19 protein-coding genes, 1 tRNA gene, 1 pseudogene and 1 riboswitch are annotated in these 22,310 nt (G+C 56.1%); of the genes and pseudogenes, 19 read left to right on the top strand and 2 right to left on the bottom strand.

The window, feature by feature from the left end; genetic code table 11:
• Positions 1 to 57 precede the first annotated feature (57 nt).
• The 4 genes from FX155_RS11650 to FX155_RS10110 all read left to right on the top strand — a co-directional run bounded on the left by FX155_RS11650 (position 58) and on the right by FX155_RS10110 (position 4,534).
• Positions 58 to 180: a hypothetical protein gene (locus FX155_RS11650; RefSeq protein WP_022486633.1), complete on the top strand. Its 123-nt coding sequence runs from the start codon at positions 58 to 60 to the stop codon at positions 178 to 180.
• A gap of 208 nt (positions 181 to 388) precedes the next feature.
• Entirely contained in the window at positions 389 to 943 is a 555-nt protein-coding gene (locus tag FX155_RS10120) for an L-2-amino-thiazoline-4-carboxylic acid hydrolase (protein WP_154488595.1), read from the top strand.
• 1 nt (position 944) lies between these two features.
• Entirely contained in the window at positions 945 to 2,381 is a 1,437-nt protein-coding gene (nhaC, locus tag FX155_RS10115; protein ID WP_154488594.1) for a Na+/H+ antiporter NhaC, read from the top strand.
• 908 nt (positions 2,382 to 3,289) lie between these two features.
• Positions 3,290 to 4,534 carry an aromatic amino acid transport family protein gene (locus FX155_RS10110; protein ID WP_154488593.1) on the top strand — a complete coding sequence of 415 codons (1,245 nt, stop codon included), beginning with the start codon at positions 3,290 to 3,292 and terminating at the stop codon, positions 4,532 to 4,534.
• A 93-nt stretch (positions 4,535 to 4,627) separates the two neighbouring features.
• Here the strand turns inward: FX155_RS10110 and FX155_RS10105 are convergent, their stop codons facing one another.
• Both FX155_RS10105 and panC read right to left on the bottom strand, forming a co-directional pair.
• Entirely contained in the window at positions 4,628 to 5,602 is a 975-nt protein-coding gene (locus FX155_RS10105) for a bile acid:sodium symporter family protein (protein ID WP_154488592.1), read from the bottom strand.
• 4 nt (positions 5,603 to 5,606) lie between these two features.
• Positions 5,607 to 6,458, bottom strand: a complete 852-nt coding sequence (panC, locus tag FX155_RS10100) for a pantoate--beta-alanine ligase (RefSeq protein ID WP_154488591.1) — start codon at positions 6,456 to 6,458, stop codon at positions 5,607 to 5,609.
• 905 nt (positions 6,459 to 7,363) lie between these two features.
• Between panC and FX155_RS10095 the strand changes: the two genes are divergently transcribed.
• From FX155_RS10095 to pflB, 15 genes and pseudogenes are all read left to right on the top strand, one after another.
• Positions 7,364 to 8,089, top strand: a complete 726-nt coding sequence (locus FX155_RS10095) for an amino acid ABC transporter ATP-binding protein (protein ID WP_154488606.1) — start codon at positions 7,364 to 7,366, stop codon at positions 8,087 to 8,089.
• 56 nt (positions 8,090 to 8,145) lie between these two features.
• A complete protein-coding gene (locus FX155_RS10090; RefSeq protein ID WP_154488590.1) occupies positions 8,146 to 9,024 on the top strand; it encodes a transporter substrate-binding domain-containing protein in 879 nt (292 codons plus the stop codon).
• An 84-nt stretch (positions 9,025 to 9,108) separates the two neighbouring features.
• Entirely contained in the window at positions 9,109 to 9,804 is a 696-nt protein-coding gene (locus FX155_RS10085; RefSeq protein WP_022486639.1) for an amino acid ABC transporter permease, read from the top strand.
• Positions 9,805 to 9,817: 13 nt separating this feature from the next.
• A complete protein-coding gene (locus FX155_RS10080; protein ID WP_154488589.1) occupies positions 9,818 to 10,609 on the top strand; it encodes an amino acid ABC transporter permease in 792 nt (263 codons plus the stop codon).
• A 58-nt stretch (positions 10,610 to 10,667) separates the two neighbouring features.
• Positions 10,668 to 10,742, top strand: a tRNA-Asn gene (locus FX155_RS10075).
• A gap of 93 nt (positions 10,743 to 10,835) precedes the next feature.
• Entirely contained in the window at positions 10,836 to 11,657 is an 822-nt protein-coding gene (locus FX155_RS10070; RefSeq protein WP_279128400.1) for a nitroreductase family protein, read from the top strand.
• A gap of 16 nt (positions 11,658 to 11,673) precedes the next feature.
• A complete protein-coding gene (locus FX155_RS10065) occupies positions 11,674 to 12,105 on the top strand; it encodes an Asp23/Gls24 family envelope stress response protein (protein ID WP_154488587.1) in 432 nt (143 codons plus the stop codon).
• Positions 12,106 to 12,541: 436 nt separating this feature from the next.
• Positions 12,542 to 12,931 (top strand): endonuclease domain-containing protein, encoded by a 390-nt coding sequence (locus FX155_RS10060; protein ID WP_326831137.1) that lies wholly within the window; start codon positions 12,542 to 12,544, stop codon positions 12,929 to 12,931.
• Between the two features lie 517 nt (positions 12,932 to 13,448).
• Positions 13,449 to 14,929 (top strand): annotated as a pseudogene (locus tag FX155_RS10055) (DNA methylase).
• On the top strand, positions 14,926 to 15,129 hold the full coding sequence (locus FX155_RS10050) for a hypothetical protein (protein ID WP_154488586.1): 204 nt from the start codon (positions 14,926 to 14,928) through the stop codon (positions 15,127 to 15,129). Before FX155_RS10055 ends, FX155_RS10050 begins: the two are co-directional and overlap by 4 nt.
• A gap of 115 nt (positions 15,130 to 15,244) precedes the next feature.
• Positions 15,245 to 16,171 (top strand): N-acetyl-gamma-glutamyl-phosphate reductase, encoded by a 927-nt coding sequence (gene argC, locus FX155_RS10045; protein WP_195839652.1) that lies wholly within the window; start codon positions 15,245 to 15,247, stop codon positions 16,169 to 16,171.
• Between the two features lie 249 nt (positions 16,172 to 16,420).
• Positions 16,421 to 17,809 (top strand): 3-hydroxyacyl-CoA dehydrogenase NAD-binding domain-containing protein, encoded by a 1,389-nt coding sequence (locus tag FX155_RS11580; protein WP_154488585.1) that lies wholly within the window; start codon positions 16,421 to 16,423, stop codon positions 17,807 to 17,809.
• Positions 17,806 to 18,498, top strand: a complete 693-nt coding sequence (locus tag FX155_RS10035; protein ID WP_154488584.1) for a Crp/Fnr family transcriptional regulator — start codon at positions 17,806 to 17,808, stop codon at positions 18,496 to 18,498. The genes FX155_RS11580 and FX155_RS10035 overlap by 4 nt, the downstream gene beginning before the upstream one ends.
• 255 nt (positions 18,499 to 18,753) lie before the next feature.
• A complete protein-coding gene (gene pflA / locus FX155_RS10030) occupies positions 18,754 to 19,485 on the top strand; it encodes a pyruvate formate-lyase-activating protein (protein ID WP_154488583.1) in 732 nt (243 codons plus the stop codon).
• A 111-nt stretch (positions 19,486 to 19,596) separates the two neighbouring features.
• A complete protein-coding gene (gene pflB / locus FX155_RS10025) occupies positions 19,597 to 21,876 on the top strand; it encodes a formate C-acetyltransferase (protein WP_154488582.1) in 2,280 nt (759 codons plus the stop codon).
• Positions 21,877 to 22,207: 331 nt separating this feature from the next.
• Positions 22,208 to 22,307: riboswitch (SAM riboswitch) on the top strand.
• Positions 22,308 to 22,310: the final 3 nt, after the last annotated feature.

Here is a 22,310-nt window from a genome sequence, read left to right as displayed (position 1 = left end):
CAAAACGACGAACAATGAACGACCAACGATAAACGACTTATGAAAGGAGCGATTGCCATGATGAATCTGATGAACGTGGAACCGGTATTCTGGATCGGAATGGGAGCCGTGGCGGCAGTGATCTGCCTGATGCAGGCAGTCTGCTGGACCCGGGAACCGAAGATGCGGAAGAATGGATGACCGACGACGATGGGTAAATGAAAAACGCCATTGGGAAAGAACGGGAACGTTCCTTCTGCAATGGCGTTTTTTGTTGGAAGCTGAATACCTACAAATAGGATCATAAAACAGACAATGGTTAACAGAAAAAGCAAATTTTAAAATATTTTACATGGAAGCGTGAATTTAATGTATAATAGTATACATTCACTATAAGGGGGAGATTTGTATGAGTCAAAAAGAAATTGCAGATTTTATGGAGAAAAGCCAGATCAATGAACCTGCTACACCAGAAGAATTCCGGGAAGCTGTCCTGGGTGCCTACAAGGACCGGACACGGCAGATCTATTTCATCTGGCGGAAGCTGAAAGAACTGTATCCGGAAGTGGATGCCAACCGGGTGATTCGGGAAGGTAGCTGGGATTTCGGGTATTACCAGGGGCTGCAGATTGCCAAAAAATACGGAGCCGAAAATGTGGGGCCCAAAGAAGCCCTGCTGGGACAGACTTCCCGGGGCGGACTCCAGGTATTCCAGCAGGAAATCACCGAGTTGGACGATGACAAAGCGGTGAAGATTTTCCATCATTGTCCTCATGTGGAAGCCCTCCAGGAACTGGGGCTTGCGCCGGAAGAAATCAAGATGTTCTGCCGGGATATGCTGGGCCACTGCGATTATGCCATTTGTGCGGCTTTCCCCAATGTGGACATCGATTTCCCCACTACCATTGCTGATGGGGAAGGAAAGGGCTGTGCCATGACCATTACCAGAAAGAAGGAGAAATAAGATGGCAGAAACGAAGAATAAACTGATCCGGAAGCCTACGTTCGGAGAGGCCATAACCCCTCTTTTGGGGATGCTGATTCTTCTGGGGCTGGGCTATGGAAAATTCGGCCTGCCCATCCAGGCCCTCTTGATTGTGGCTGCTTTCGTAGCCTCCCTGATTGCCAAACGGGTGGGCTACGGCTGGGAAGACATGCTGGCCGGTATTACCGATAAGATCCACAGCAGCTTGGGATCTCTGTTCGTGATGGTCTGTGTAGGCGGCATGATCGCCAGCTGGATGGTCTCCGGAACCATACCCTTGCTGATCTATTATGGAATCCAGATCATCAATCCTCATTATTTATATGTGACTGCCTTTTTTGTCTGTGCAGTGATTTCTACTTTCACTGGGACGTCCTTTGGTTCTGCAGGGACTGCCGGGGTAGCCATCATGGGAATCGCCATTGCCCTGGGACTGCCCTTGGATATCACGGCTGGAGCTGTTTTGTCCGGTGCTGTGTTTGGGGATAAATTGTCCCCCTTGTCCGATACCACCATCCTGGCTCCTATTGCAGCAGGGACCACCCTTTACAGACATATCCGCAGCATGATGTATACCACGGGGGCCGCTTCCATTGCATGCATCGTGGTCTATACGATCCTGGGCCTCAACACCAATGTGAGCGCGCTGTCCAATCCGGAACAGGTGACTGCCATGCTGTCCAACTTGGAAGCCCTGTACCATTTCAATCCCATCCTGCTGCTGCCACCGGTACTGGTGTTCTGGGGAGCCTATACCAAAAAGCCCACTATCCCCATGCTGCTCCTGTCTTCTGTCATTGCCCTGGCCATGGGCATGATTTTCCAGGGATTCACCTTGAAAGTGGCCCTGAACGCTTTCGTCAAAGGGTTCAATGTTTCCATGCTGCCGGCAGTAGCTGGGGGAGTCAAGACCCTGAAAGTCATCAACACTCTGTTGAACCGGGGCGGCCTCATGGGCATGATGGGAACCGTACTGCTGGTGTTCTGCGCCTTCGCCTTTGCCGGGATCTTCAGCAAGGCAGGCTGCATCGAAGTGATCTTGGAACGGGTGAAGTCGTCCATCAATTCCGTGGGGAACCTGATCGCTGCCACGGTGGGATCCACCTTATTCATGAGCATTGTGACGGGGAGTTCCTATCTGGCCATCCTGATTCCTGGGGAAATGTTCCAGAATCTCTATAAGAAATTCAAGCTGGCCCCTGAAACTCTTTCCCGTACCTTGGAAGACGCCGGGACCTGTGCCGTGCCCATTGTGCCCTGGTCCGTGGCCGGCACCTATATGGCTACTACCCTGGGGGTTCCTACTGTTCAGTACATGCCCTACGCCGTCCTGTGCTACGGCAGCATGATTTTTGCCCTGATCTACGGGTATACCGGGATTTTTCTGATCAAGGCAAAGGAGGGTAAGGAAAAATAGAAAATGCAGAGAGAGCCTGTTTTATAGCAGGAATCCATTCTGCACCAACAAGCCCGCGACTCACGATTCGCGACTAAGGGGCTGCTGCATAGGCAACAGCCCCTATTTTATGTCTTAGTGTAAAATAGTTCTCGGTAAAATGAATAATCCCTTATAAACTTGCAAAAAGGAAGACCTTCATCTTATAGTATAAGTCGCGACACCAATACTATAGATAGGAGAAGGTCTTCCGCAGACAAGCATTCTATCCCTTAGACAATATCCTGGGCCAGTCACCTTATCAACGATATTCATTGTCGCTCCCTTTCTGGAAAACCATTGGCAGCAGCACTGAACTGGTGATAAGGACTTGGCCTCCGGCCTTGCTGGTACTTTGTACGAGTATACGCCGATTCTTTGGGAGCCGGGAGGGCAGGCCCAGGAGGAGTCGGCGGGACAACATCGGGTGTCGTCGCTCCTGGGGTGGAGCACGCGGGCGATAGAGTCCGGCTTCCTGGTCCGTAGCCGCTGCCTTTGACCGTCAGGGCAAGGCGATAGGCTGTGAGCCTCCCGCCAGGGACGAACGGGTCTGCCCTCCCGGCGGAGAGCATTCGCGGGTGGAAGAGTATAGAGGCTTTTTGCCCTCTGGTCGGTCGTGATGGACTCCACTTCGGGTAGTCCTTACAGCGTCAAGGTCAGAGTATGTTACAGATGGCGGGCCGCCCGGCGTGCGGCCCCTACGGTTCTGTACTCTTCACTCTGTACTTTCGGCCCATGAATGAATAACTATGCTGTGATGAAGGTTTTACCGAGAACTTGTTGACACTTACTTTTTACGTTAACCCAGTTTTCCCCTGCTCCCTGTTATGCTACAATAAACCGGTATGCAGGTCAGATGACTTGACAATATAACGGGGAGAGAGAACAAGATGGAGTATACGGAATCAGAGAATCTGGAGACGGCAGAGGAGGAGAACGGGACCCTGGAAGTCCGCCGGCTTACTTTTACAGAAGCGGTGATGCTGGTGGTGGGGGCCACCATCGGATCCGGGGTGCTGGGCCTGGCCTATGCCAGCCGGAAGGCAGGGTGGCCGGTGCTGCTCACCTGGCTTCTGGCAGCCGGGTTCCTTTCGGTGGCGTCCATGCTCTATGTGGCGGAAACAGCCCTGCGCACCCGGCGGCCTTTGCAGCTGTCCGGACTGGCGGAAAAATATGTGGGGAAGGCCGGATCCTGGCTGATCTTCTTTTCTGTGGGAGCTACCAGTTTCTGCAGCCTGATCGCCTATATCACCGGCTGCGGAAAGATTTTCAGCACCTTCCTGGGCCTGCCCCTGGAAGAAGCCAGCCTGCTGTTTTCCATCGGGGCAACTGCCGTGGTCTGGCTGGGCCTGAAAGTTACCGGGGCGGCGGAAAAGTTCCTGGGGCTGGGGATGATCCTGATGCTGGTTCTCCTGGTGGGGGCGTCCTTCCTCCGGGCCCGGGTGCCTCTGGATGAAATCCTCTATGCCCACTGGACCTGGGGTATCCCGGTGTTCAATATTGCCGTATTCTGCTATGCGGTCCAGTACATTGTGCCGGAACTGGCCCGGGGCTTCCGGGACCGTCCGGAAAAGCTGGTGCCGGCCATCCTGGGAGGCACGGGGATCTCTTTCCTGATCCTGTCCCTGGTGCCCCTGGCGGTGTTTTTGATGCTGCCAGGGAAGGAAATCACGGAAGTGGCGTCTCTTTCCTGGGGCAGGGCCCTGGAGAATCCGCTTTTCTATTTGTTGGTGAATTTCTTTGCCTTCTGTGCCATGCTTACTTCCTTCTGGGCCATTGCTGAAAGCTTCCTTACCAACTGCATCGAGCGGCTGGGGTTCCGGTCGGAACGGGATATCCGGAGCCGGGCCCTGTGTCTGGCCTTTATTGTGATTCCGCCCATTTTCCTGGCCAGCAGCGGTTTGGTGGGCTTTGTCAGCGCCATTTTCAGCGCCGGCACCTTCGGGGGCATCATCATGTCCGTGCTGCCGGTGTTCATGCTCCGGAGCGCCCGGAAAAAAGGAGACCAGGAACCCTGCTGGCAGTGCGGCTGGCTGGCCGCCCGACCCATCCAGGAACTGGTCCTTGTGGTGTTCCTGGCCTCCGGCGTTTACGCCCTGCTGAGCATGGCAGGGATGCTGCCCAAGGGGTGGTGAAAAACGGGGGTGTGTGAAAAAAATTCACACACCCCCGTTCGCGGGCCGCGACCCAAAAAAGGACTGTTGCTTACGCAACAGTCCTTTTTTCATTCAATTCCTGTTTTTTTCTCCCACCAGTTCTCCCACGCTGTCTTCCTGCTGCCCTTCCTCGTCTTTTCCTACACAGTAGGAGGCGAAAAGGGAGCCGGACACGTTGTGCCATACGGAGAAAATGGCACCGGCGATGCCGCCGGCGGCGGTAAAGTACATCAGAGCCAGGGTGGAGGCCAGGCCGGAATTCTGCATGCCCACTTCAATGGTCATGGCCCGGCACTGGGCTTTGTCCAGCCCGAACCGGCGGGCGAAGAATCCGCCCAGCACCATGCCGCACAGATTGTGGAGCATTACCACACAGAGGATCACCAGTCCGTTGTCCACAATGGCCCGGCCGGACATGGACACCACGCAGCCTACGGTGAGGATCACCACCAGGGCAGACAGCATGGGCATCACCCGGATTATCCGGCTGACCTGCCGGGGGAAGAAATAATTCATCCCGATGCCCAGGACAAGGGGCAGCAGCACCATTTTCACAATGGAAACCATCATGGACACAAAGTTGATATCCACCCAGGTGCCTGCAATGAACCACACCAGAAAGGGGGTCACAAAGGGGGCCAGCAGGGTGTTCACCATGGTCATGGAAACCGACAGGGCCACATCTGCATGGGCAATGTAGGAAATCACATTGGAAGCGGTGCCTCCCGGGCAGCAGCCCACCAGCACTACCCCGATGGCGATGGCCTCAGGAAGGCGGAACAGGTGGATCAGCCCGAAAGCCACGGCGGGCATAATGGTGAATTGGAGCAGGGTCCCGATGGCCACGTTTTTTGGCTGGCGGAACACGTTGCGGAAGTCATCCGGGGTCAGGCTCATGCCCATGCCGAACATGATGATGCCCAGAAAGGTGGGAATCTGGGGGGCCAGAGGCTTCATGAGCCCTGGCTCCAGGATCCCCAAAAATCCGATGAGCACCACTCCCACGGACATGTACCGGGTGCAGAAACGTACGATTCCATCCACCATCCGGTCAGCCCTCCAGCACTACATTGTCGATGAGCCGGGTGGTCCCGAACTTCACCGCCACGGCCAGCAGCACACGGCTGGCAATGGGGCCGGAGACTTCCGTCAGTCCGGGCATGCCGTAGAGTTCCACATAGTCGATGTTGCTCATGGGTTCGGCCTTGATTTCAGCAGTTACCTGATCCACCAGCTTCCGGGGATCCCGCTCACCGGCAGCAAAGGCCTCTTTGGCGTGTTTCAGGCTCCGGGAAAGGACCAGCGCCGCCTTCCGTTCTTCCGGAGACAGGTACACGTTCCGGGAACTTTTGGCCAGTCCGTCAGATTCCCGAACAATAGGCATAATACGAAGTTCAACATTCATAAACAAGTCTTCCACCATCCGGCGGAGGACTTCCGTCTGCTGGGCGTCTTTCAGCCCGAAATAGGCCCGGTCGGCCTGAGAAAGATTAAACAGCTTGGTGCATACCGTTGCCACACCCCGGAAATGGATGGGGCGTGTGCGGCCGCAAAGAACCTTGGTGATATTGCCCGTCACTTCCACCCAGGTCATATCCTGGTGGGGATACATTTCAGCCGGCGAAGGAGCAAAGATGGCCGTGGCACCGGCGGCTTCCGCGACTTTTTCGTCTGCGGCCAGCTTCCGGGGATAGGCATCATAGTCTTCGTTGGGGCCGAACTGGGTGGGGTTTACAAAGTCGCTGACGATGACCACGTCATTTTCTTTGGCAGCGGCTTTGATCAGGGAGGCATGGCCTTCGTGGAGGGCACCCATGGTGGGCACCAGACCGATGGTTTTGCCTTCTTTTTTCACAGTGCGGACAAAGTCCTTCAGATCTTTTACGGTACGGAACAGTTGCATAATGACAACACCTTTCGGTGAAAGTCCTGGAATATCCAGTACCCATAAGAGAGAGGGGCACCTTGCCGTCCCAGTCTTTCGATATGTTTTTGGTTCCGGTTCCGAATGGATCCTGACCATAGGGATCATGGCCTGCGCGCGGTCCAGTAACGGATAACCATATATTGGATGGAACCCTAAATTTATCTCCTGCCAGAAGCTCCATCATTCGGGTACCTATTATACTCGAAATAAAAGAATTGTCAAGACAATAAGAAAAAAGTTAACGAAAAGGGGGCTGCTGAGGCAGCAGCCCCGTCAACAGTCAGCTGTCAACGGCTGAAGGAAGGAATCTGCGGCTGCAGATTCCTTTGAAGGGAAACGCAGCTGGCGCTGCTAACCCACCACCCATGCTGCGCATGGATACCCCCGCCCTTGCAAAGGGCGGATATACGCTCGGGCTGGTGCCCATTGCTTTTTATAACATTAGAAAGCCGCACCTATGCATCCCAAACAAGGGGCCTTGCGCCCCGCGTTTCTATCCGCCCTTTTCAAGGGCGGGGGACCGTTGCGCATGCGCAATGGTGGTGGGTTAGCAGCCCTTGGGACTGCGTTTTCCTTCAGAACCATCTGCTCTTAGCAGATGGTTTCCATCGGCCGCTGACCATTGACCGTTGACTGCTGACAAGGGAGTGTGCCGCACGCAACGTGCAGCATACTCCCTTTGTATACATAATAATCCTACAAATTCAGTAAACATCGTAACAATTTTCTCGTTTTCGAGATAATTATTTGTGAACTATTTGTGAACCGATTTACACAAACCGTATTTTGCGTATAATCGTAATTGTTCGAAGTAATACGAACAGTATTTCAAAAACAAGCTATAACGATTGCAAAATAAAATGAAAGCAGGGATGGCTATGATGATCAAACTCGAGCACGTCAACAAATACTTTGGCACCAACCATGTATTGAAGGACGTCAACCTGGAAGTGAAAGAAGGGGAAAAACTGGTAATCATCGGGCCATCTGGTTCAGGAAAATCCACCACAGTTCGGTGCATGAACTTCCTGGAGGAAACTACCGACGGGCATGTGTACATCAATGGTACAGAACTCACCCACAAGAACCGGACCCAGATCATCCGGGACAACATGTCCATGGTATTCCAGCAGTTCAACCTGTACCCGCACATGACGGTACTCCAGAATCTGACCCTGGCCCCCATGAAGCTCCGGCACAAGAGCAAAGAGGATGCGGAAAAAACCGCTTACCATTATCTGGAAGTGGTGGGGCTCCGGCACAAAGCCAATGTGTATCCCACCACCTTATCCGGCGGGCAGCAGCAGCGGATCGCCATTGCCCGGGCCCTGTGCGACGAAAGCAAGATCATCCTGTTCGATGAACCCACTTCGGCCCTGGATCCGGAAACCATCCAGGAAGTGCTGGACGTGATGATCAAGCTGGCCAAGGAAGGGAACATCACCATGGTGGTGGTGACCCACGAAATGGGCTTTGCCCGGCAGGTGGCCGACCGGATCATTTTCATGGAAGACGGCCGGATCATCGACGAAGGCACACCGGACCACTTCTTCGTGAACCCCACCAATGAACGGGTGAAGAAGTTCTTAAGCAAGATTATCCGCTGATTACCACCCGGCGATAATCATAGAGCAGCAAGGAAGCATTTGAAGGAGGTTTTATCATGAAAAGTTTGGGCAAGCTGAGAAAGATCTTTGCAGTAGGGGTCACCGTACTTATGGCCGTATCGCTGTTTGCAGGGTGCGGGGACGAGAAGAAAAGCGCTGACAGTGGTAAATCCTCCAATGTGGCGGAAGACATCGCCGCCATCAAGAAACGCGGGGTCCTGCGGGTAGGCGTCAAGAACGTCACCAAGGGCTTCGGGTATCAGGATCCGGCCACCGGGAAATTCACCGGGCTGGAAGTTGACCTGAGTGCAGAACTGGCCAAGAAACTGGGAGTGGATGTGGAATACACGCCGGTAACGGCAGCCACCCGTACCGCTCTTCTGGATTCCGGAGACATCGATATGGTTGCCGCAACCTTCACCATCACTCCGGAACGGAAAAAGAGCTGGGATTTCACCACTCCCTACTATACAGACCATGTTGGGGTGCTGGTGGAAAAAGCCAGCAACATCAACAGCCTGGCTGACCTGAAAGGGAAAGTGGTAGGGGTATCCTCCGGATCCACCTCCGCCAGAGCCCTGGTGGAAGCCATGATCAAGGCCAAAGTCATCGACGGGGACGGCTTCGATCCCAAGAGCTTCGATGCAGCCACCTGGAACAAGGGGGTAAGCTTCAAACAATACGCCGATTATCCGGCCATTTCCACGGCCCTGACTTCCGGAGAAGTATCCGCCTTCTGCGTGGATAAATCCATCCTGGCCATCTACCACACCGACGACAGGACCTTCATCAAGGAAGAATTCGCGCCTCAGGAATACGGCCTGGCCACCAAGAAGGGCTCCGGCATGAGCAAGTTCTGTGAAGAAGCTGTCCAGGGCTGGCTGAAAGACGGCACCATCAAGAAACTGGAAGCCAAATACAACCTGGATAAATAACGTGAGAAAGTAAATGCAAGGTGGGAAGCGGCAATCCTCCAATTTCGCGGGATTGCCCTTCTCTTTCAACAGGAGGCAATGATTATGGGCGGTTTATTTTCAGAAAAAGCATGGGAAGTGGTCCTGACCCACAAGGCCAGCTTCCTCCAGGGACTGGGGGTGACGGTGGAAAGTGCCCTGGGGGGCATTGTAATCGCCACCGTACTGGGCATCCTGCTGGGGCTCATGGGCGTGAGCACCAGACGGCTTCCCAAAACCATCAACCGGATCTACGTGGAAGCCATCCAGAATACACCGCTCATCCTGCAGCTGTGTCTTCTCTATTATGCCTGCTCCTTCTCCGGACACAAGATCGGGGTGCTGGCAGCCGGGATCATCGCCCTGGGCATCTATCACGGCGCCTATATGGCAGAAGTGATCCGGGCGGGGATCGAATCCATCCCCAGAGGCCAGTTTGAGGCGGCGGACGCCCAGGGGTTCGATTACACCCAGAAAATGGCCTACATCATCCTGCCCCAGACGGTGAAGGTGATCCTGCCTCCTACGGTGAACCAGATCGGGAACCTGATCAAGAACACCGCAGTGCTGTACATCATCGGCGGGGCGGACCTGATTTCGTCCACCTACAACTTCGTCACCGGGGCCAACACCGGGGGTTCCTACGCACCGGCCTACATTGTGTGCGGGGTCCTGTTCTTCATCATCTGCTTCCCCCTGTCCACCCTGGCAGGCCGCTGGGAAGCCAAGCTGAAGGCCCAGGACGAAATGATGAATGCCTGAGGAGGAATGGAGTATGAGTACATTAGCCGGCAGCTTTGCCATCCTGAAAAATCCGGACATTATGTCCTTTATGCTGAAGGGAGCCTGCTTCACTCTGCTCCTGGCGGTGGTTTCCATTACCGCCAGCCTGGGGGTGGCTTCCGTCCTGGCCCTGGTGCGGAACTACTGCACCCGTCCGGCGGAAAGAGTCTTCCGCTGGGCTGCCACTGCCTACATCGAACTGTTCCGGAACACACCGCTTCTGTTCTGGATCTTCATCGGCACCGTATTCTTCCCCGCTCCCGGGGTGCGGCGGATCCTGGGGCTCAGTTCCGTGGAAACCAAGCTCCTGTTCAAGTGCACCATTGCCCTGACCATCTTTGAATCCGCCATCATTGCGGAAATCATCCGGGGCGGCCTGAACGCCATTTCCAAGGGGCAGTTCGAAGCGGGCTATGCCCAGGGCTTCAACATCGTCCAGGTGATGTGGTACATCATCCTGCCCCAGGCCTTCCGGAAGATCATCCCCACCCTGATGAGCCAGGTGATCACCATCATCAAGGATACCTCCTTTATGGCCAACGTGGCCACCATCGAACTGATGGCCCGGGTGAACAAGGTGCTGGGAGGGGCCGCCATGTACAACGGCACCGGCACCATCAACGTATCCGACGTGTTCGTGCTGTTCGGGTTTGCGGCCCTGGTGTATTTCGTCATCAACTACAGCCTGTCCTGTGCTGTCCGCCATATCCAGGCCAACCTGGAAAAGGCGGGGGAGTCAGAACCGGTGGCTGATGTGCCGGCCAATGTGGAAATGGCAAAATAAATCTTAAAAAACTGTTGACAGGAATCGGCTTTTCGTGTAGAATAATCTTCGTTGAGATTCCCCGATAGCTCAATGGTAGAGCACTCGACTGTTAATCGAGTTGTTGTAAGTTCGAGTCTTACTCGGGGAGCCAATTGCAAATCATGCCGGACGGATGTCCGGCTTTTTTTAAATTTACAGGGGTTCGCCGCTTCCCCGGCAGCACTGCAGTCAGAGAGAATATGAGGTGTTTCATTTGGTTGGAATTTTAACGGTCGATCAGAATAAGTGTGTTAGATGCGGGATCTGCTCCAAAGTCTGTCCCAGCTGTATCATTGAAATGGGTGAAAACGGCCCGGTGTGCATCAATGATATGTCCTGCATGTCCTGCGGCCACTGTGTATCCGTCTGTCCCACCGGTGCTCTTGATAATTCCCGCTGTCCCTATGCCGAAACCGAACCCATCCCCATGCCGGTGCTGGATTCCCAAACGGCCTACAACTTCCTGCGGATGCGCCGGAGCATCCGGAACTTCACTCCGGAACTGGTCAGTGAAGACAAAATGAGACAGCTGCTGGACATTGCCCGGTATGCACCTACTGCTGCCAATTCCCAGGGGCTTTACTACATTGTGGTGTCCGACCAGGAACTGATCCGGAAGATCTGCGACTGTGTGGCGGACTGGATGCAGGAAGAAATCGACAACAACTCTCCCCGCCGCCGGTATTTCCGGAAGGTACTGGAAGTGTACCGGGGCCGGGGCATCGACATCATCGGCCGGAATGCCAAACAGCTGGTGTTCGCACTGGCACGGCGGCTGAACGTGACCGGCGTGAGCAACTGTGAACAGGCCTGGGCCTATGTGGAACTGTATGCTCCCACCCTGGGCCTGGGAACCACCATTATGGGCTTTATTGAAACCTGTGCCCGGGCAGATTACGCCCCGCTGCGGGAACTGCTCCAGGTACCCCAGAAACAGGTCATCGTCGGAACTCTGCTGGTAGGGTATCCCAAATACAAGTACAACCGGCTGGTGAACCGCCAGCATCTGAAGGTGGAGTTCCGGTAATAAAGGAGCTGATACCATGATCCAGGGCAAGACCATTATTTGTGAAGAAGTGTTCGTCCAGCTGGTCCGGCTGGCGGCAGAACGGGTGGACCGGGTGAACCTGTGGGAACACACCGGCGGGGGACTCATGTCCTTTGCCAAAGGGCTCACCGGCAAGAACACTCCGGCGGTGGCGGTGGAAAAGACCGACGCGGAAGTGGCGGAAAACGGCACGGTGAAAAAAGGCCATGTGGCCTTCACCCTGAAGGTGTCCGTGGCCTGCGATACCTCCATCCCCGACACCATCGAACAGCTGCGGGAAGCCGTGGTGAGAGAAGTGGTGCGGATCACCGATTTCCAGGTGGACCGGGTGGACATTATCGTGGCCCAGCTGGAAGAGGCGGAACAGGTGCCGGAACCCGAAAAACCGGAGAAAACAGAAGAAAGCCCTGCGGAGGCAGGGGAGTGAGAGAAGGGGCTGTTGCTTGAGCAACAGCCCCTTTGTCAGCCGTCAACGGTCAACTGCCGATGACGGGGCTATTTTCATCTTGGCAGTACGATAAAAATAGGCTGCACAGCAAAAAGTCCGCCCTGGGAGGGGCGGGGGACCATCCGCAAGGATGGTGGTGGGGGCATCGGCGATAGCCGATATTTTGCAGAAACGATGGACAACAGCGGGGTGTCCGGCAGGAGCACGATCTTCATATCCGCAGGTCTCGCTGCAGGATTCCAGGACGGTTGAACCATCCCCCCGCCAAGGTATTCGGTCCTTTCAGGACCTCATGCCCCCACCACCATTGCGCAGGCGCAACGGTCCCCCGCCCCTGCAGGGCGGACTTGGCCTCCGGCCTTGCTTTATAACTGCAAATATAATATTATAAGATAATTCAGTATAATTTCAAGGAGTGTTGACTTTGGCTGGCAGGAACGAAATCCCGGATTACCTGAAAAACTTTTCTCATAAGATGAGGAAAAACATGACAAAAGAGGAACGGCACCTTTGGTTCGACTTTTTCCGGAAATATCCTGTACGGGTGAAACGGCAGGTCATCATCGGAAAGTATATTGTGGATTTCTGCTGTGAACGGGCTCAGGTGATTATCGAACTGGACGGTGGACAGCATTATGAGACGGAAAATAAAAAAGCCGATGCTGAACGGACCCGGCACCTGGAACGGCTGGGATTCTTGGTCCTGCGGTATTCCAACCGGGATGTGATGAGAAATTTTTCCGGAGTGACAGAGAACATCGATCGGATAATCCGGGAAAGAATGAAGAAGTTGGGAACAATATGAGCCGTTGCCGGCTAAAGTCCGCCCTGGGAGGGGCGGGGGACCGTGCGGAGCACGGTGGTGGGGGCATCGGCGATAGCCGATACTTTGCAGGAACGATGGACAACAGCAGTACAATAAAATAGGCTGCACAGCCAAAAGTCCGCCCTGGGAGGGGCGGGGGACCATCCGCAAGGATGGTGGTGGGGGCATCGGCGGCAGCCGATACTTTGCAGGAATGATGGACAACAGCGGGGTGTCCGACAGGAGCACGATCTTCATATCCGCAGGTCTCGCTGCAGGATTCCAGGACGGTTGAACTATACCCCCGCCAAGGTATTCGGTCCTTTCAGGACCTCATGCCCCCACCACCATTGCGCAGGCGCAACGGTCCCCCGCCCCTGCAGGGCGGACTGGGCCGCTGGCCGTTGACAGGGCTGCTGCTCACCGCAGCAGCCCCTTTCTCTTGCCTCTTTTCCTCTTTTGTGCTATGATAATAGCAAACAAATGTTTAGTAAAACAAACGAAAGCGGGGAGAGTCATGGAACAGCGAATCTATGGGGCCATTGATCTGAAATCTTTCTATGCCTCGGTGGAGTGTGTGGAGCGGGGACTGGATCCTCTGGATGCCTGTCTGGTGGTGGCGGACCGGAGCCGGTCGGACCGGACCATCTGTCTGGCGGTGTCCCCGGCTTTGAAGCACTGGGGGATCCCGGGCCGTCCCCGGCTGTTCGAAGTGATCCGCCAGGTGGAAGAAATGAACACTCTCCGTCGGGGATGGCTCCGGGGCCGCCCTTTTTCAGGGAAATCCTTTTTGGCCTCCCAACTGGGCCGGGACCGGACCCTGGAGGTGGATTACATCACCGCCATGCCCCACATGCAGCGGTACATGGAAAAAAGTGCCCAGGTGCTTCAGGTGTACCTCCAGTTCATGGCCCCGGAGGACATCCACGTGTATTCTGTGGACGAAGTGCTCCTGGATCTGACCCCTTATCTGAAATCAGGAGGCTGGACTCCTTACGGCCTGATCCGGGAGATGATCCGCCAGGTGCTGAAGGAAACAGGGATCACCGCCACTGCCGGCATCGGCACCAACCTGTATCTGTGCAAGGTGGCCATGGACATTGTGGCCAAGCACATGGAACCGGACCGGGACGGGGTGCGGATCGCTTCCCTGACGGAAAAGACCTACCGGCAGCTGCTGTGGGACCACTGCCCTCTCACGGATTTCTGGCGGATCGGGCCGGGGATCACCCGGAAACTCCAGCGGTACGGCATGTACACCATGGGGGCGGTGGCCCGGATGTCCCTGGAAGATCCGGACCTGTTGTACCATCTGTTCGGGGTGAATGCGGAACTGCTCATCGACCATGCCTGGGGCTGGGAACCCTGTACCCTGAAGGATATCCGGGCCTATGAGCCCATGAGCAGCAGCCTGGGGTCCGGCCAGGTGCTCCAGCAGCCTGCCACTGCGGAAACGGCCCGGCTGCTGCTGTGGGAGATGGCGGACCTTTTGGCCCTGGACCTGGTGAAGAAGCACCGGGTGACGGATCAGCTGGTGCTGACCCTGGGTTACGACCGGTGCAATCTGGAAGACCCGGAGCGGCGCCGGTCCTACCGGGGAAAGGTGGCAGCGGACCATTTCGGCCGGCCGGTGCCCGTCCACGGCCACGGGTCCCGGAACCTGCCGGGTGGGTACACTGCTTCAGGACAGGTGATCAGGGAGGCGGCCCTGGGGCTTTTCCACCAGGTGGCCGATCCCCAGCTGCTGATCCGGAAGATCTCCCTTACCGCGGAACATGTGAAGGCCCCGGAGGCCTGCGGTTGCTGGGGGCCGAAACGGACCTGTTTGCCCGGGAAGAGGCACCGGTGTACGCCCGGGGCCGGGAGGAGGAACTCCAGGAAACCATCCTGGCCATCCAGGACCGGTACGGGAAGAACGCCCTGCTCCGGGGGAGCAACCTGCTGCCCGGGGCCATGACCCGGGAGCGGAACGGCCAGGTGGGAGGACACCGGGCATGAAGCCGTATGAAGATATGCTGGATCTGCCCCGGCCCAGGATCTCCGGCCATCCCCGGATGGACCGGAAGAAGCGGGCGGCCCAGTTTGCCCCTTTTGCGGCCTTGAACGGTTATGAGGAACTGGTGGAAAAGGCCCTCCGGCGCCATGAGGCGGCGGTGGAGGCCCAGGTGGAACGGATCCGGGACCCGGAAAAACCATAATGTATTTTTATGCATAAAATGCAAATAAAAAATCTGTCCCTATGGCTCCATCTGTGTTATAATGTTCCTATTCTATAAAGGCTGGGCCCAGTGCACCAGTGAATGAGGGGTGGTCATGATGTTTAAAGTATTTATCGATGGCGGCGAAGGAACGACCGGCCTGCGGCTGGCCCAGCGGCTGAAGCAGCGGACGGATATCGAACTGCTCACCATCAGTTCGGACCTGCGGAAGAACCTGGATGCCCGGCTGGAAAAGATCGACCAGGCGGACGTGGCCTTCCTGTGCCTGCCCGATGCCGCGTCCCGGGAAGTGGCGGCAGCCGCCAAGGACTGCGACACCAAGATCATCGACACCTCCACGGCCTTCCGGTGCGACCCGGCCTGGGCCTACGGGTTCCCGGAACTGGGCCCCTCCTACCTCCATGCCATCCAGGAGAGCAGCCGGATCTCCAACCCGGGCTGCCATGCCACCGGTTCCATTGCCGTGCTGGCGCCCCTGGTGAAGGCCGGGTTCATTGCTCCGGACGGGCTCTATACCCTTACTTCCCTGACCGGGTATTCCGGCGGGGGCAAGAAGATGATCGCTTCTTACGAAAATCTCCATGACAAGGAACTGGATGCTCCCCGGATCTACGGGCTGAACCAGCAGCACAAACATCTGCCGGAAATCCTGAAATATGCCGGACTGGAACAGTCTCCCATTTTCCTGCCCATTGTGGCGCCCTATTATGCAGGCATGCTGGTGACCGCCGGGTTCCAGATGCCCCAGGACCTGAGCCTGGCAGCGGTACGGAAGATGTATGCGGATTTCTACAGGAATCAGCCCTTCATCACAGTGGTCCAGAACGAGGAACTGCCCAAGATGCTGGGGTCCAACACCCTGGCCGGGAAGGATTCCCTGCGGATCTATGTGTGCGGCAACGAGGACCGGTTCACCGTGTCCGCCCAGTTCGACAACCTGGGGAAAGGGGCCAGCGGTGCAGCCATCGAAAACATGAACATCGCCATGGGCCTGGATCCGGAAACGGGATTGGAATTGTAAGGTGCTGCGGAGCAGCACCAGCTGGCAGTCACGAGTCATCAGTCACTAGCCGAAAGAGAGAACCCGTCCTTTGGGCCGGGTTCTTTTCATGCAGGGGGACGAAAATTTTGAGGGCGGCCGGGCCTGCCGCCCCTACGGAACCGGAAGCAAAACGGAACTGTGGGGCAGACAGGGAAAATACAGATCCACAGGGATGCCGTAGGGGGCGCAGGCCCGGCGCCCCGCCAACATACACAAGGAGGAACACCCATGGAATATTGGGATATCTACGACAGCAACAAACAGGTCACCGGCCGGAAAATGATCCGGAACGACTGGCATATGAAACCGGGGGACTACCATCTGACGGTGCTGGCCCTGATCCGGGACCCACAGGGGAGAATCCTGATCACCCAGCGGAAGGCGGACAAGGAATGGGCTGCCCTGAAATGGGAAATCCCCGGAGGCGGAGTACGGGCGGGAGAAACCTCCCGGCAGGCGGTGCTCCGGGAAGTGGGGGAAGAGACCGGACTCCATTTTGCCCCGGAAGAGGCCCGGTGCATCCATACCTACCGCAGCGACAGCCCGGAGGAACAGAACAATTATTTTGTGGATATTTATGAATTTCGAGGAGATTTTACCCGGGACCAGGTAAAGATCCAGGAAGACGAAGTGGAAAGCTTCCAGCTGGCCACCCCTGCCCAGATCCGGGAACTGGGAAAACAGGATGATTTCCTTCACTATCACAGAATCGAGGGATTGCTGACTATGGACATCAAAAAAATCACCATTGCAGGAGCAGGGACCATGGGGTATTCCATGGCGGATATTTTTGCCCGGAACGGGTATGAAGTGACCTTGTGGAACCACCGGCAGCCCACCTTGGACAAGGCCAGGACGAAGATCTCGGCGGGTGCGGCGGACAAGATCACCTATACCACCAGTATGGACGCCTTCCGGGGCCGGGACCTGATCGTGGAATCCATTGTGGAGGACATGGAGGCCAAACTGGCTTTTTACCGGGAAATGAGCCCCCTGGCAGATCCGGAAACCATCATTGCCACCAACACTTCCGGCCTGTCCATCAACAAACTGGCGGCAGCGGTCACCGGGCCGGGCCGGTTCCTGGGGATGCACTGGTTCAATCCGCCCACTCTGATCCCCCTTATCGAAATCATCAAAAATGAGGAGACCCGGCCGGATGTGGCCAAAACCATCTATGACCTGTCCCTGGCCATCGGGAAGAAACCGGCCCTGGTGGAAAAGGATGTACCCGGGTTTGCCGCCAACCGGATCCAGCTGGCCGTGCTCCGGGAAGCCCTGGCTCTGGTCCGGGACGGAGTGGTCAGCGTGGAAGGGGCCGATGCGGTGATGAAATACGGCCTGGGCTTTAGGTGGGCCTGCCTGGGGCCCCTGGAAACCGTGGATTTCGGAGGCCTGGACGTGTTCTGCCACATCAGCGAATACCTGATGCCGGATCTGGAAGATTCCCATGAAGTGCCCGCCCTGCTGAAGGAAAAGGTGGAAGCCGGGGATTACGGGGTGAAGACCGGGAAAGGCTTCTATGACTATGCCGGGGACAAGGCCCGGGAAGCCACTGCCGCCCGGGACAAAAAGCTCCAGGCGGTGTATGACGCCCTTTACGGAGGAAAGGCATGACAGGCCCCGTCCCCGCCCACTGCAAGGTCTGCCGGGGAGAATGCCTGAAGAGTGTGGAGTTCCTGGTGGGGCTGCCTCCGGAAAAGGTGACCACCCTGCTCCGCCGGTCGGTACGGCTGAAATTGGCCAAGGGGGAGTACCTGTTCCACGAAGGGGAGCCCTGTGATGCCATCTACATCATCCACCAGGGCCGGGTGAAACTGTGCACCTACGACCAGGACGGCCTGGAACGGATCGCCGGAATCTTTGTGGAGCATGATACCATCTGGGAAGGGGTACTGGTGCCGGACAGCCGGTATTCCGCCTCGGCCATTGCCATGACGGGGGTGGAATGCTGCAAACTGGCCCGGAGGGATTTCGAGGAGGCCATCCAGGAACCGGAAGTGGCCATGCGGATCATCGCTCTTTTGAGCAAGAAGCTCCACGACGCCAACCGGCGGAACCTTTTGAAAAGCATCGCCGACCCCAAGGAACGGGTGGCCGGGCTGCTGCTGTACCGGTACCGGCGGCAGACCAGCGACACCATCACCATGCGCCTGGAGGAAATGGCCGGCAGCCTGGCTCTCCGGCCGGAAACCATCAGCCGGAAGCTGAAGGAACTGGAACGGGAAGGGTACGTAAAAAAGACCGGCCAGAGCAGCATCAAGGTCCTGGATCCGGACCGGCTGATGGAGCTGGTGAATTATTGATACAGGCGGTCAATGGTCAATTGTCAACGGTCAATGGCCGAAGGATAAAATTTGCAGGCAAATTTTTCGGGATGTTCAAATAGGAACCGTAGGGGCTGCACGCCGGGCAGCCCGCCTGAACATCGGACGTACCGGCTTCTGCATAATTTGACCCAAATCAAGGAACCTTTTTTTAAAAACACATACAATGAGACCCATCAAGAGGCGTACGAACTGTGCCCCCTTTGATGGGGTCTTTTTTTATCAGGAGGTATTATGATCCAGGGACGTATCCATTCCATCGAAACCTTCGGGTCCGTGGACGGGCCCGGAACCCGTTTCATCATCTTTGTCCAGGGCTGCAACATGCGCTGCCTGTACTGCCACAATGTGGACACCTGGAAATGCGGCCAGGGGGGCCAGCTGAAAACCGCTGACGAACTGCTGGACCAGGCGGAACGCTACCGGCCCTACTGGGGTCCGGAAGGGGGCATCACCGTCAGCGGAGGGGAACCTCTGCTCCAGATGGATTTCCTGCTGGACCTGTTCCGGAAGGCCAAAGCCCGGGGCATCGGCACCTGCATCGACACTGCCGGCCAGCCCTTTACCCGGAAGGAACCTTTCTTCAGCCAGTTCAAAGAGCTGATGGAGGTAACGGACATCCTGCTGCTGGATGTGAAGCACATCGACCCGGAAGCCCATAAAAAGCTCACCGGCCAGCCCAATGACAACATCCTGGACCTGTTCCGGTATCTGTCGGAAATCAAAAAGCCCATCTGGGTCCGGCAGGTGCTGGTGCCCGGGTGGACCGACGATCCAGGGTCTCTGCAGCGGACCCGGGAATTCCTGGACACCCTTACCAACATCCAGCGGGTGGAAGTGCTGCCCTACCACAACATGGGCCTGTATAAATGGGAACAGCTGGGGATCCCCAACAAGCTGAAGGATGTAAAGCCTCCCACCCAGGAAGAGGTGGACAAGGCCCGGAAAATCCTGGGGGCAGTATAAAATAAGTTAGCCTAAGCAAACTTGACTCCAGTCAAGGTTTTAAAATGGAAAAACGGCTATGATTAAGCCATGAAAAACGAACCAACGGGAACTCAAAAAGGAGGATCTGTAATGAACAGCATCAATCAGAATGTTGCATGGAGAGGTTTTAAAGGCGTGAAATGGACGGACGATGTGGATGTCCGGGATTTCATCCAGAACAACTATACCCCTTATGACGGGGACGAAAGCTTCCTGGCAGGGCCTACGGAAGCCACCAACAAACTGTGGGGCAGAGTCCAGGAACTCCAGAAGGAAGAACGGGCCAAAGGCGGCGTATTGGACTGCGAAACGGAAGTGGTCTCCAGCCTGACGGCTTACGGCCCCGGCTACATCGATGAATCCATGAAAGATCTGGAACAGGTGGTGGGCCTCCAGACCGACAAGCCTCTGAAACGGGCCTTCATGCCCTACGGCGGCATCAAAATGGCGGAAGAAGCTGCGGAAACCTACGGGTACAAGGTGAACCCCAAGTTCCACAAGATCTTCACCGAATACCACAAGACCCACAACCAGGCTGTATTCGATGCCTACACCGCTGAAATGCGGAAAGCCCGCCACAGCCATATCGTAACCGGTCTGCCTGATACCTACGGCCGGGGCCGGATCGTAGGGGACTACCGGAGAGTGGCTCTTTACGGCATCGACTTCCTGATCAACAAGAAAAGCGAAGACCTGAACAACTGCGGATGCGGGGTTATGACCGATGACATCATCCGGCAGCGGGAAGAACTGGCGGAACAGATCCGGGCTCTGAAACAGATGAAGGAAATGGCCAAAGTCTACGGCTATGACATTTCCGCTCCTGCCAAGAACGCCAAGGAAGCCGTCCAGTGGCTGTACTTCGGCTACCTGGCTGCAGTAAAGACCCAGAACGGGGCTGCCATGAGCGTGGGCCGCATCTCCACCTTCCTGGATATCTACATCAGCCGTGACCTGGCCGAAGGGACCCTCACCGAAGAACAGGCTCAGGAACTGATTGACCATCTGACCCTGAAATTCCGCATGGTGAAATTCGCCCGGATCCCCTCCTACAACCAGCTGTTCTCCGGCGACCCGGTATGGGCTACCCTGGAAATGGCCGGCATCGGCATGGACGGCCGGCACATGGTCACCCGGAACGACTACCGGTTCCTCCACACCCTGGAAAACATGGGGCCTTCTCCTGAACCCAACCTGACGGTGCTGTATTCTTCCGCACTGCCGGACAACTTCAAGAAATACGCCGCCCACATTTCCATCACCACTTCTTCCATCCAGTACGAAAACGACGATGTGATGAAGCCGGTATGGGGCGATGACTACAGCATCTGCTGCTGCGTATCCGCCACCCAGACCGGGAAGGAAATGCAGTTCTTCGGGGCACGGGCCAACCTGGGTAAATGCCTGCTGTACGCCATCAACGGGGGCAAGGATGAAAAATTCCTGACCAAAGACGGCAAACACATGCAGGTAGGGCCGGAATATGCACCCATCACCTCCGACGTGCTGGACTACGGCGAAGTGATGCACAAATTCGACCTGATGATGGACTGGCTGGCCGGGCTGTACGTGAACATCCTGAACCTGATCCAGTACATGCATGACAAATACTACTATGAAGCGGCAGAAATGGCCCTCATCGACACCGATGTGCGCCGGACCTTTGCCACCGGCATCGCAGGCTTCTCCCATGTGGTGGATTCCCTGTGCGCCATCAAATACGCCAAAGTTTCCACGGTCCGGGATGAATCCGGCCTGGTGGTGGACTACAAGATCGAAGGGGACTTCCCCAAATACGGCAACGATGATCCCCGGGCGGATGAAATCGCTGTATGGCTGCTGAAGACCTTCATGACCAAGCTGCGGAAACACCACACCTACCGGAATTCCGAAGCCACCACTTCCATCCTGACCATCACTTCCAACGTGGTGTACGGCGGCGCCACCGGTGCCCTGCCTGACGGACGGAAAGCCTACACCCCGTTCGCTCCCGGTGCCAACCCGGCCTACGGCGCAGAACAGAACGGCCTCCTGGCTTCCCTGAACTCTGTGGCCAAGCTGCCGTACGAATATGCTCTGGACGGGATCTCCAACACCCAGACCATCGCTCCGGAAACCCTGGGCCACAATGAAGAAGAACAGAAAGCCACCCTGGTACGGGTGATGGACGGCTACTTCGACCAGGGAGCCCACCACCTGAACGTGAACGTGTTCGGCGTGGACAAGCTGATCGACTGCATGGAACATCCGGAAAAACCGGAATATGCCAACTTCACCATCCGGGTATCCGGCTACGCGGTGAAATTCATCGACCTGACCAGAGAACAGCAGCTGGACGTAATCGCCCGCCGCGCTCATCAGAAGATGTAATGTTTTAGTAAGAAGGGGCTGTTGCATGAGCAACAGCCCCTTAGTCGGAAGTCCGAAGTCTGAAGTCGGAAGCCTCTGGACAGGATCCGTCTGGCTGGACGGATCCTTTTGATTCTGCAAAACCAGAATCGCAATCAATCTGAGAGATCAACTCGTCCAAAGGTTCTACACATTCAAAAAATTTGCCTGCAAATTTAACATTCGGCTCCAGACTTCAGACTTCAGACTCCAGACTTGAGCCGGTCACCTGCAACTGTTCTTAATCAAGTTACAAAAAGCCCTTGACTTTCCTAGTGAAGTAGTGTAGAATCAGAACCATCAAAATCACATACCTTCATCGAGAGCAGCAGAGGGATTTGGCCCTATGAAGCTGCGGCAACCCCCGGAAGGGAAGGTGCCAATTCCAACAGGGATCCCCTGGCAGATGAAAAGCG

Source organism: Acidaminococcus fermentans (assembly GCF_009696675.1).
Lineage (GTDB): Bacteria > Bacillota > Negativicutes > Acidaminococcales > Acidaminococcaceae > Acidaminococcus.
Note: the sequence above shows the minus strand (reverse complement) of the source record. Positions and strands in the feature narration are given on the sequence as shown.

Coding starts and splice junctions, on each gene's coding strand:
- FX155_RS11650 (WP_022486633.1), top strand. CDS start 58: ATGATGAATCTGATGAACGTGGAACCGGTATTCTGGATCGGAATGGGA.
- FX155_RS10120 (WP_154488595.1), top strand. CDS start 389: ATGAGTCAAAAAGAAATTGCAGATTTTATGGAGAAAAGCCAGATCAAT.
- nhaC (WP_154488594.1), top strand. CDS start 945: ATGGCAGAAACGAAGAATAAACTGATCCGGAAGCCTACGTTCGGAGAG.
- FX155_RS10110 (WP_154488593.1), top strand. CDS start 3,290: ATGGAGTATACGGAATCAGAGAATCTGGAGACGGCAGAGGAGGAGAAC.
- FX155_RS10105 (WP_154488592.1), bottom strand. CDS start 5,602: ATGGTGGATGGAATCGTACGTTTCTGCACCCGGTACATGTCCGTGGGA.
- panC (WP_154488591.1), bottom strand. CDS start 6,458: ATGCAACTGTTCCGTACCGTAAAAGATCTGAAGGACTTTGTCCGCACT.
- FX155_RS10095 (WP_154488606.1), top strand. CDS start 7,364: ATGATCAAACTCGAGCACGTCAACAAATACTTTGGCACCAACCATGTA.
- FX155_RS10090 (WP_154488590.1), top strand. CDS start 8,146: ATGAAAAGTTTGGGCAAGCTGAGAAAGATCTTTGCAGTAGGGGTCACC.
- FX155_RS10085 (WP_022486639.1), top strand. CDS start 9,109: ATGGGCGGTTTATTTTCAGAAAAAGCATGGGAAGTGGTCCTGACCCAC.
- FX155_RS10080 (WP_154488589.1), top strand. CDS start 9,818: ATGAGTACATTAGCCGGCAGCTTTGCCATCCTGAAAAATCCGGACATT.
- FX155_RS10065 (WP_154488587.1), top strand. CDS start 11,674: ATGATCCAGGGCAAGACCATTATTTGTGAAGAAGTGTTCGTCCAGCTG.
- FX155_RS10050 (WP_154488586.1), top strand. CDS start 14,926: ATGAAGCCGTATGAAGATATGCTGGATCTGCCCCGGCCCAGGATCTCC.
- argC (WP_195839652.1), top strand. CDS start 15,245: ATGATGTTTAAAGTATTTATCGATGGCGGCGAAGGAACGACCGGCCTG.
- FX155_RS11580 (WP_154488585.1), top strand. CDS start 16,421: ATGGAATATTGGGATATCTACGACAGCAACAAACAGGTCACCGGCCGG.
- FX155_RS10035 (WP_154488584.1), top strand. CDS start 17,806: ATGACAGGCCCCGTCCCCGCCCACTGCAAGGTCTGCCGGGGAGAATGC.
- pflA (WP_154488583.1), top strand. CDS start 18,754: ATGATCCAGGGACGTATCCATTCCATCGAAACCTTCGGGTCCGTGGAC.
- pflB (WP_154488582.1), top strand. CDS start 19,597: ATGAACAGCATCAATCAGAATGTTGCATGGAGAGGTTTTAAAGGCGTG.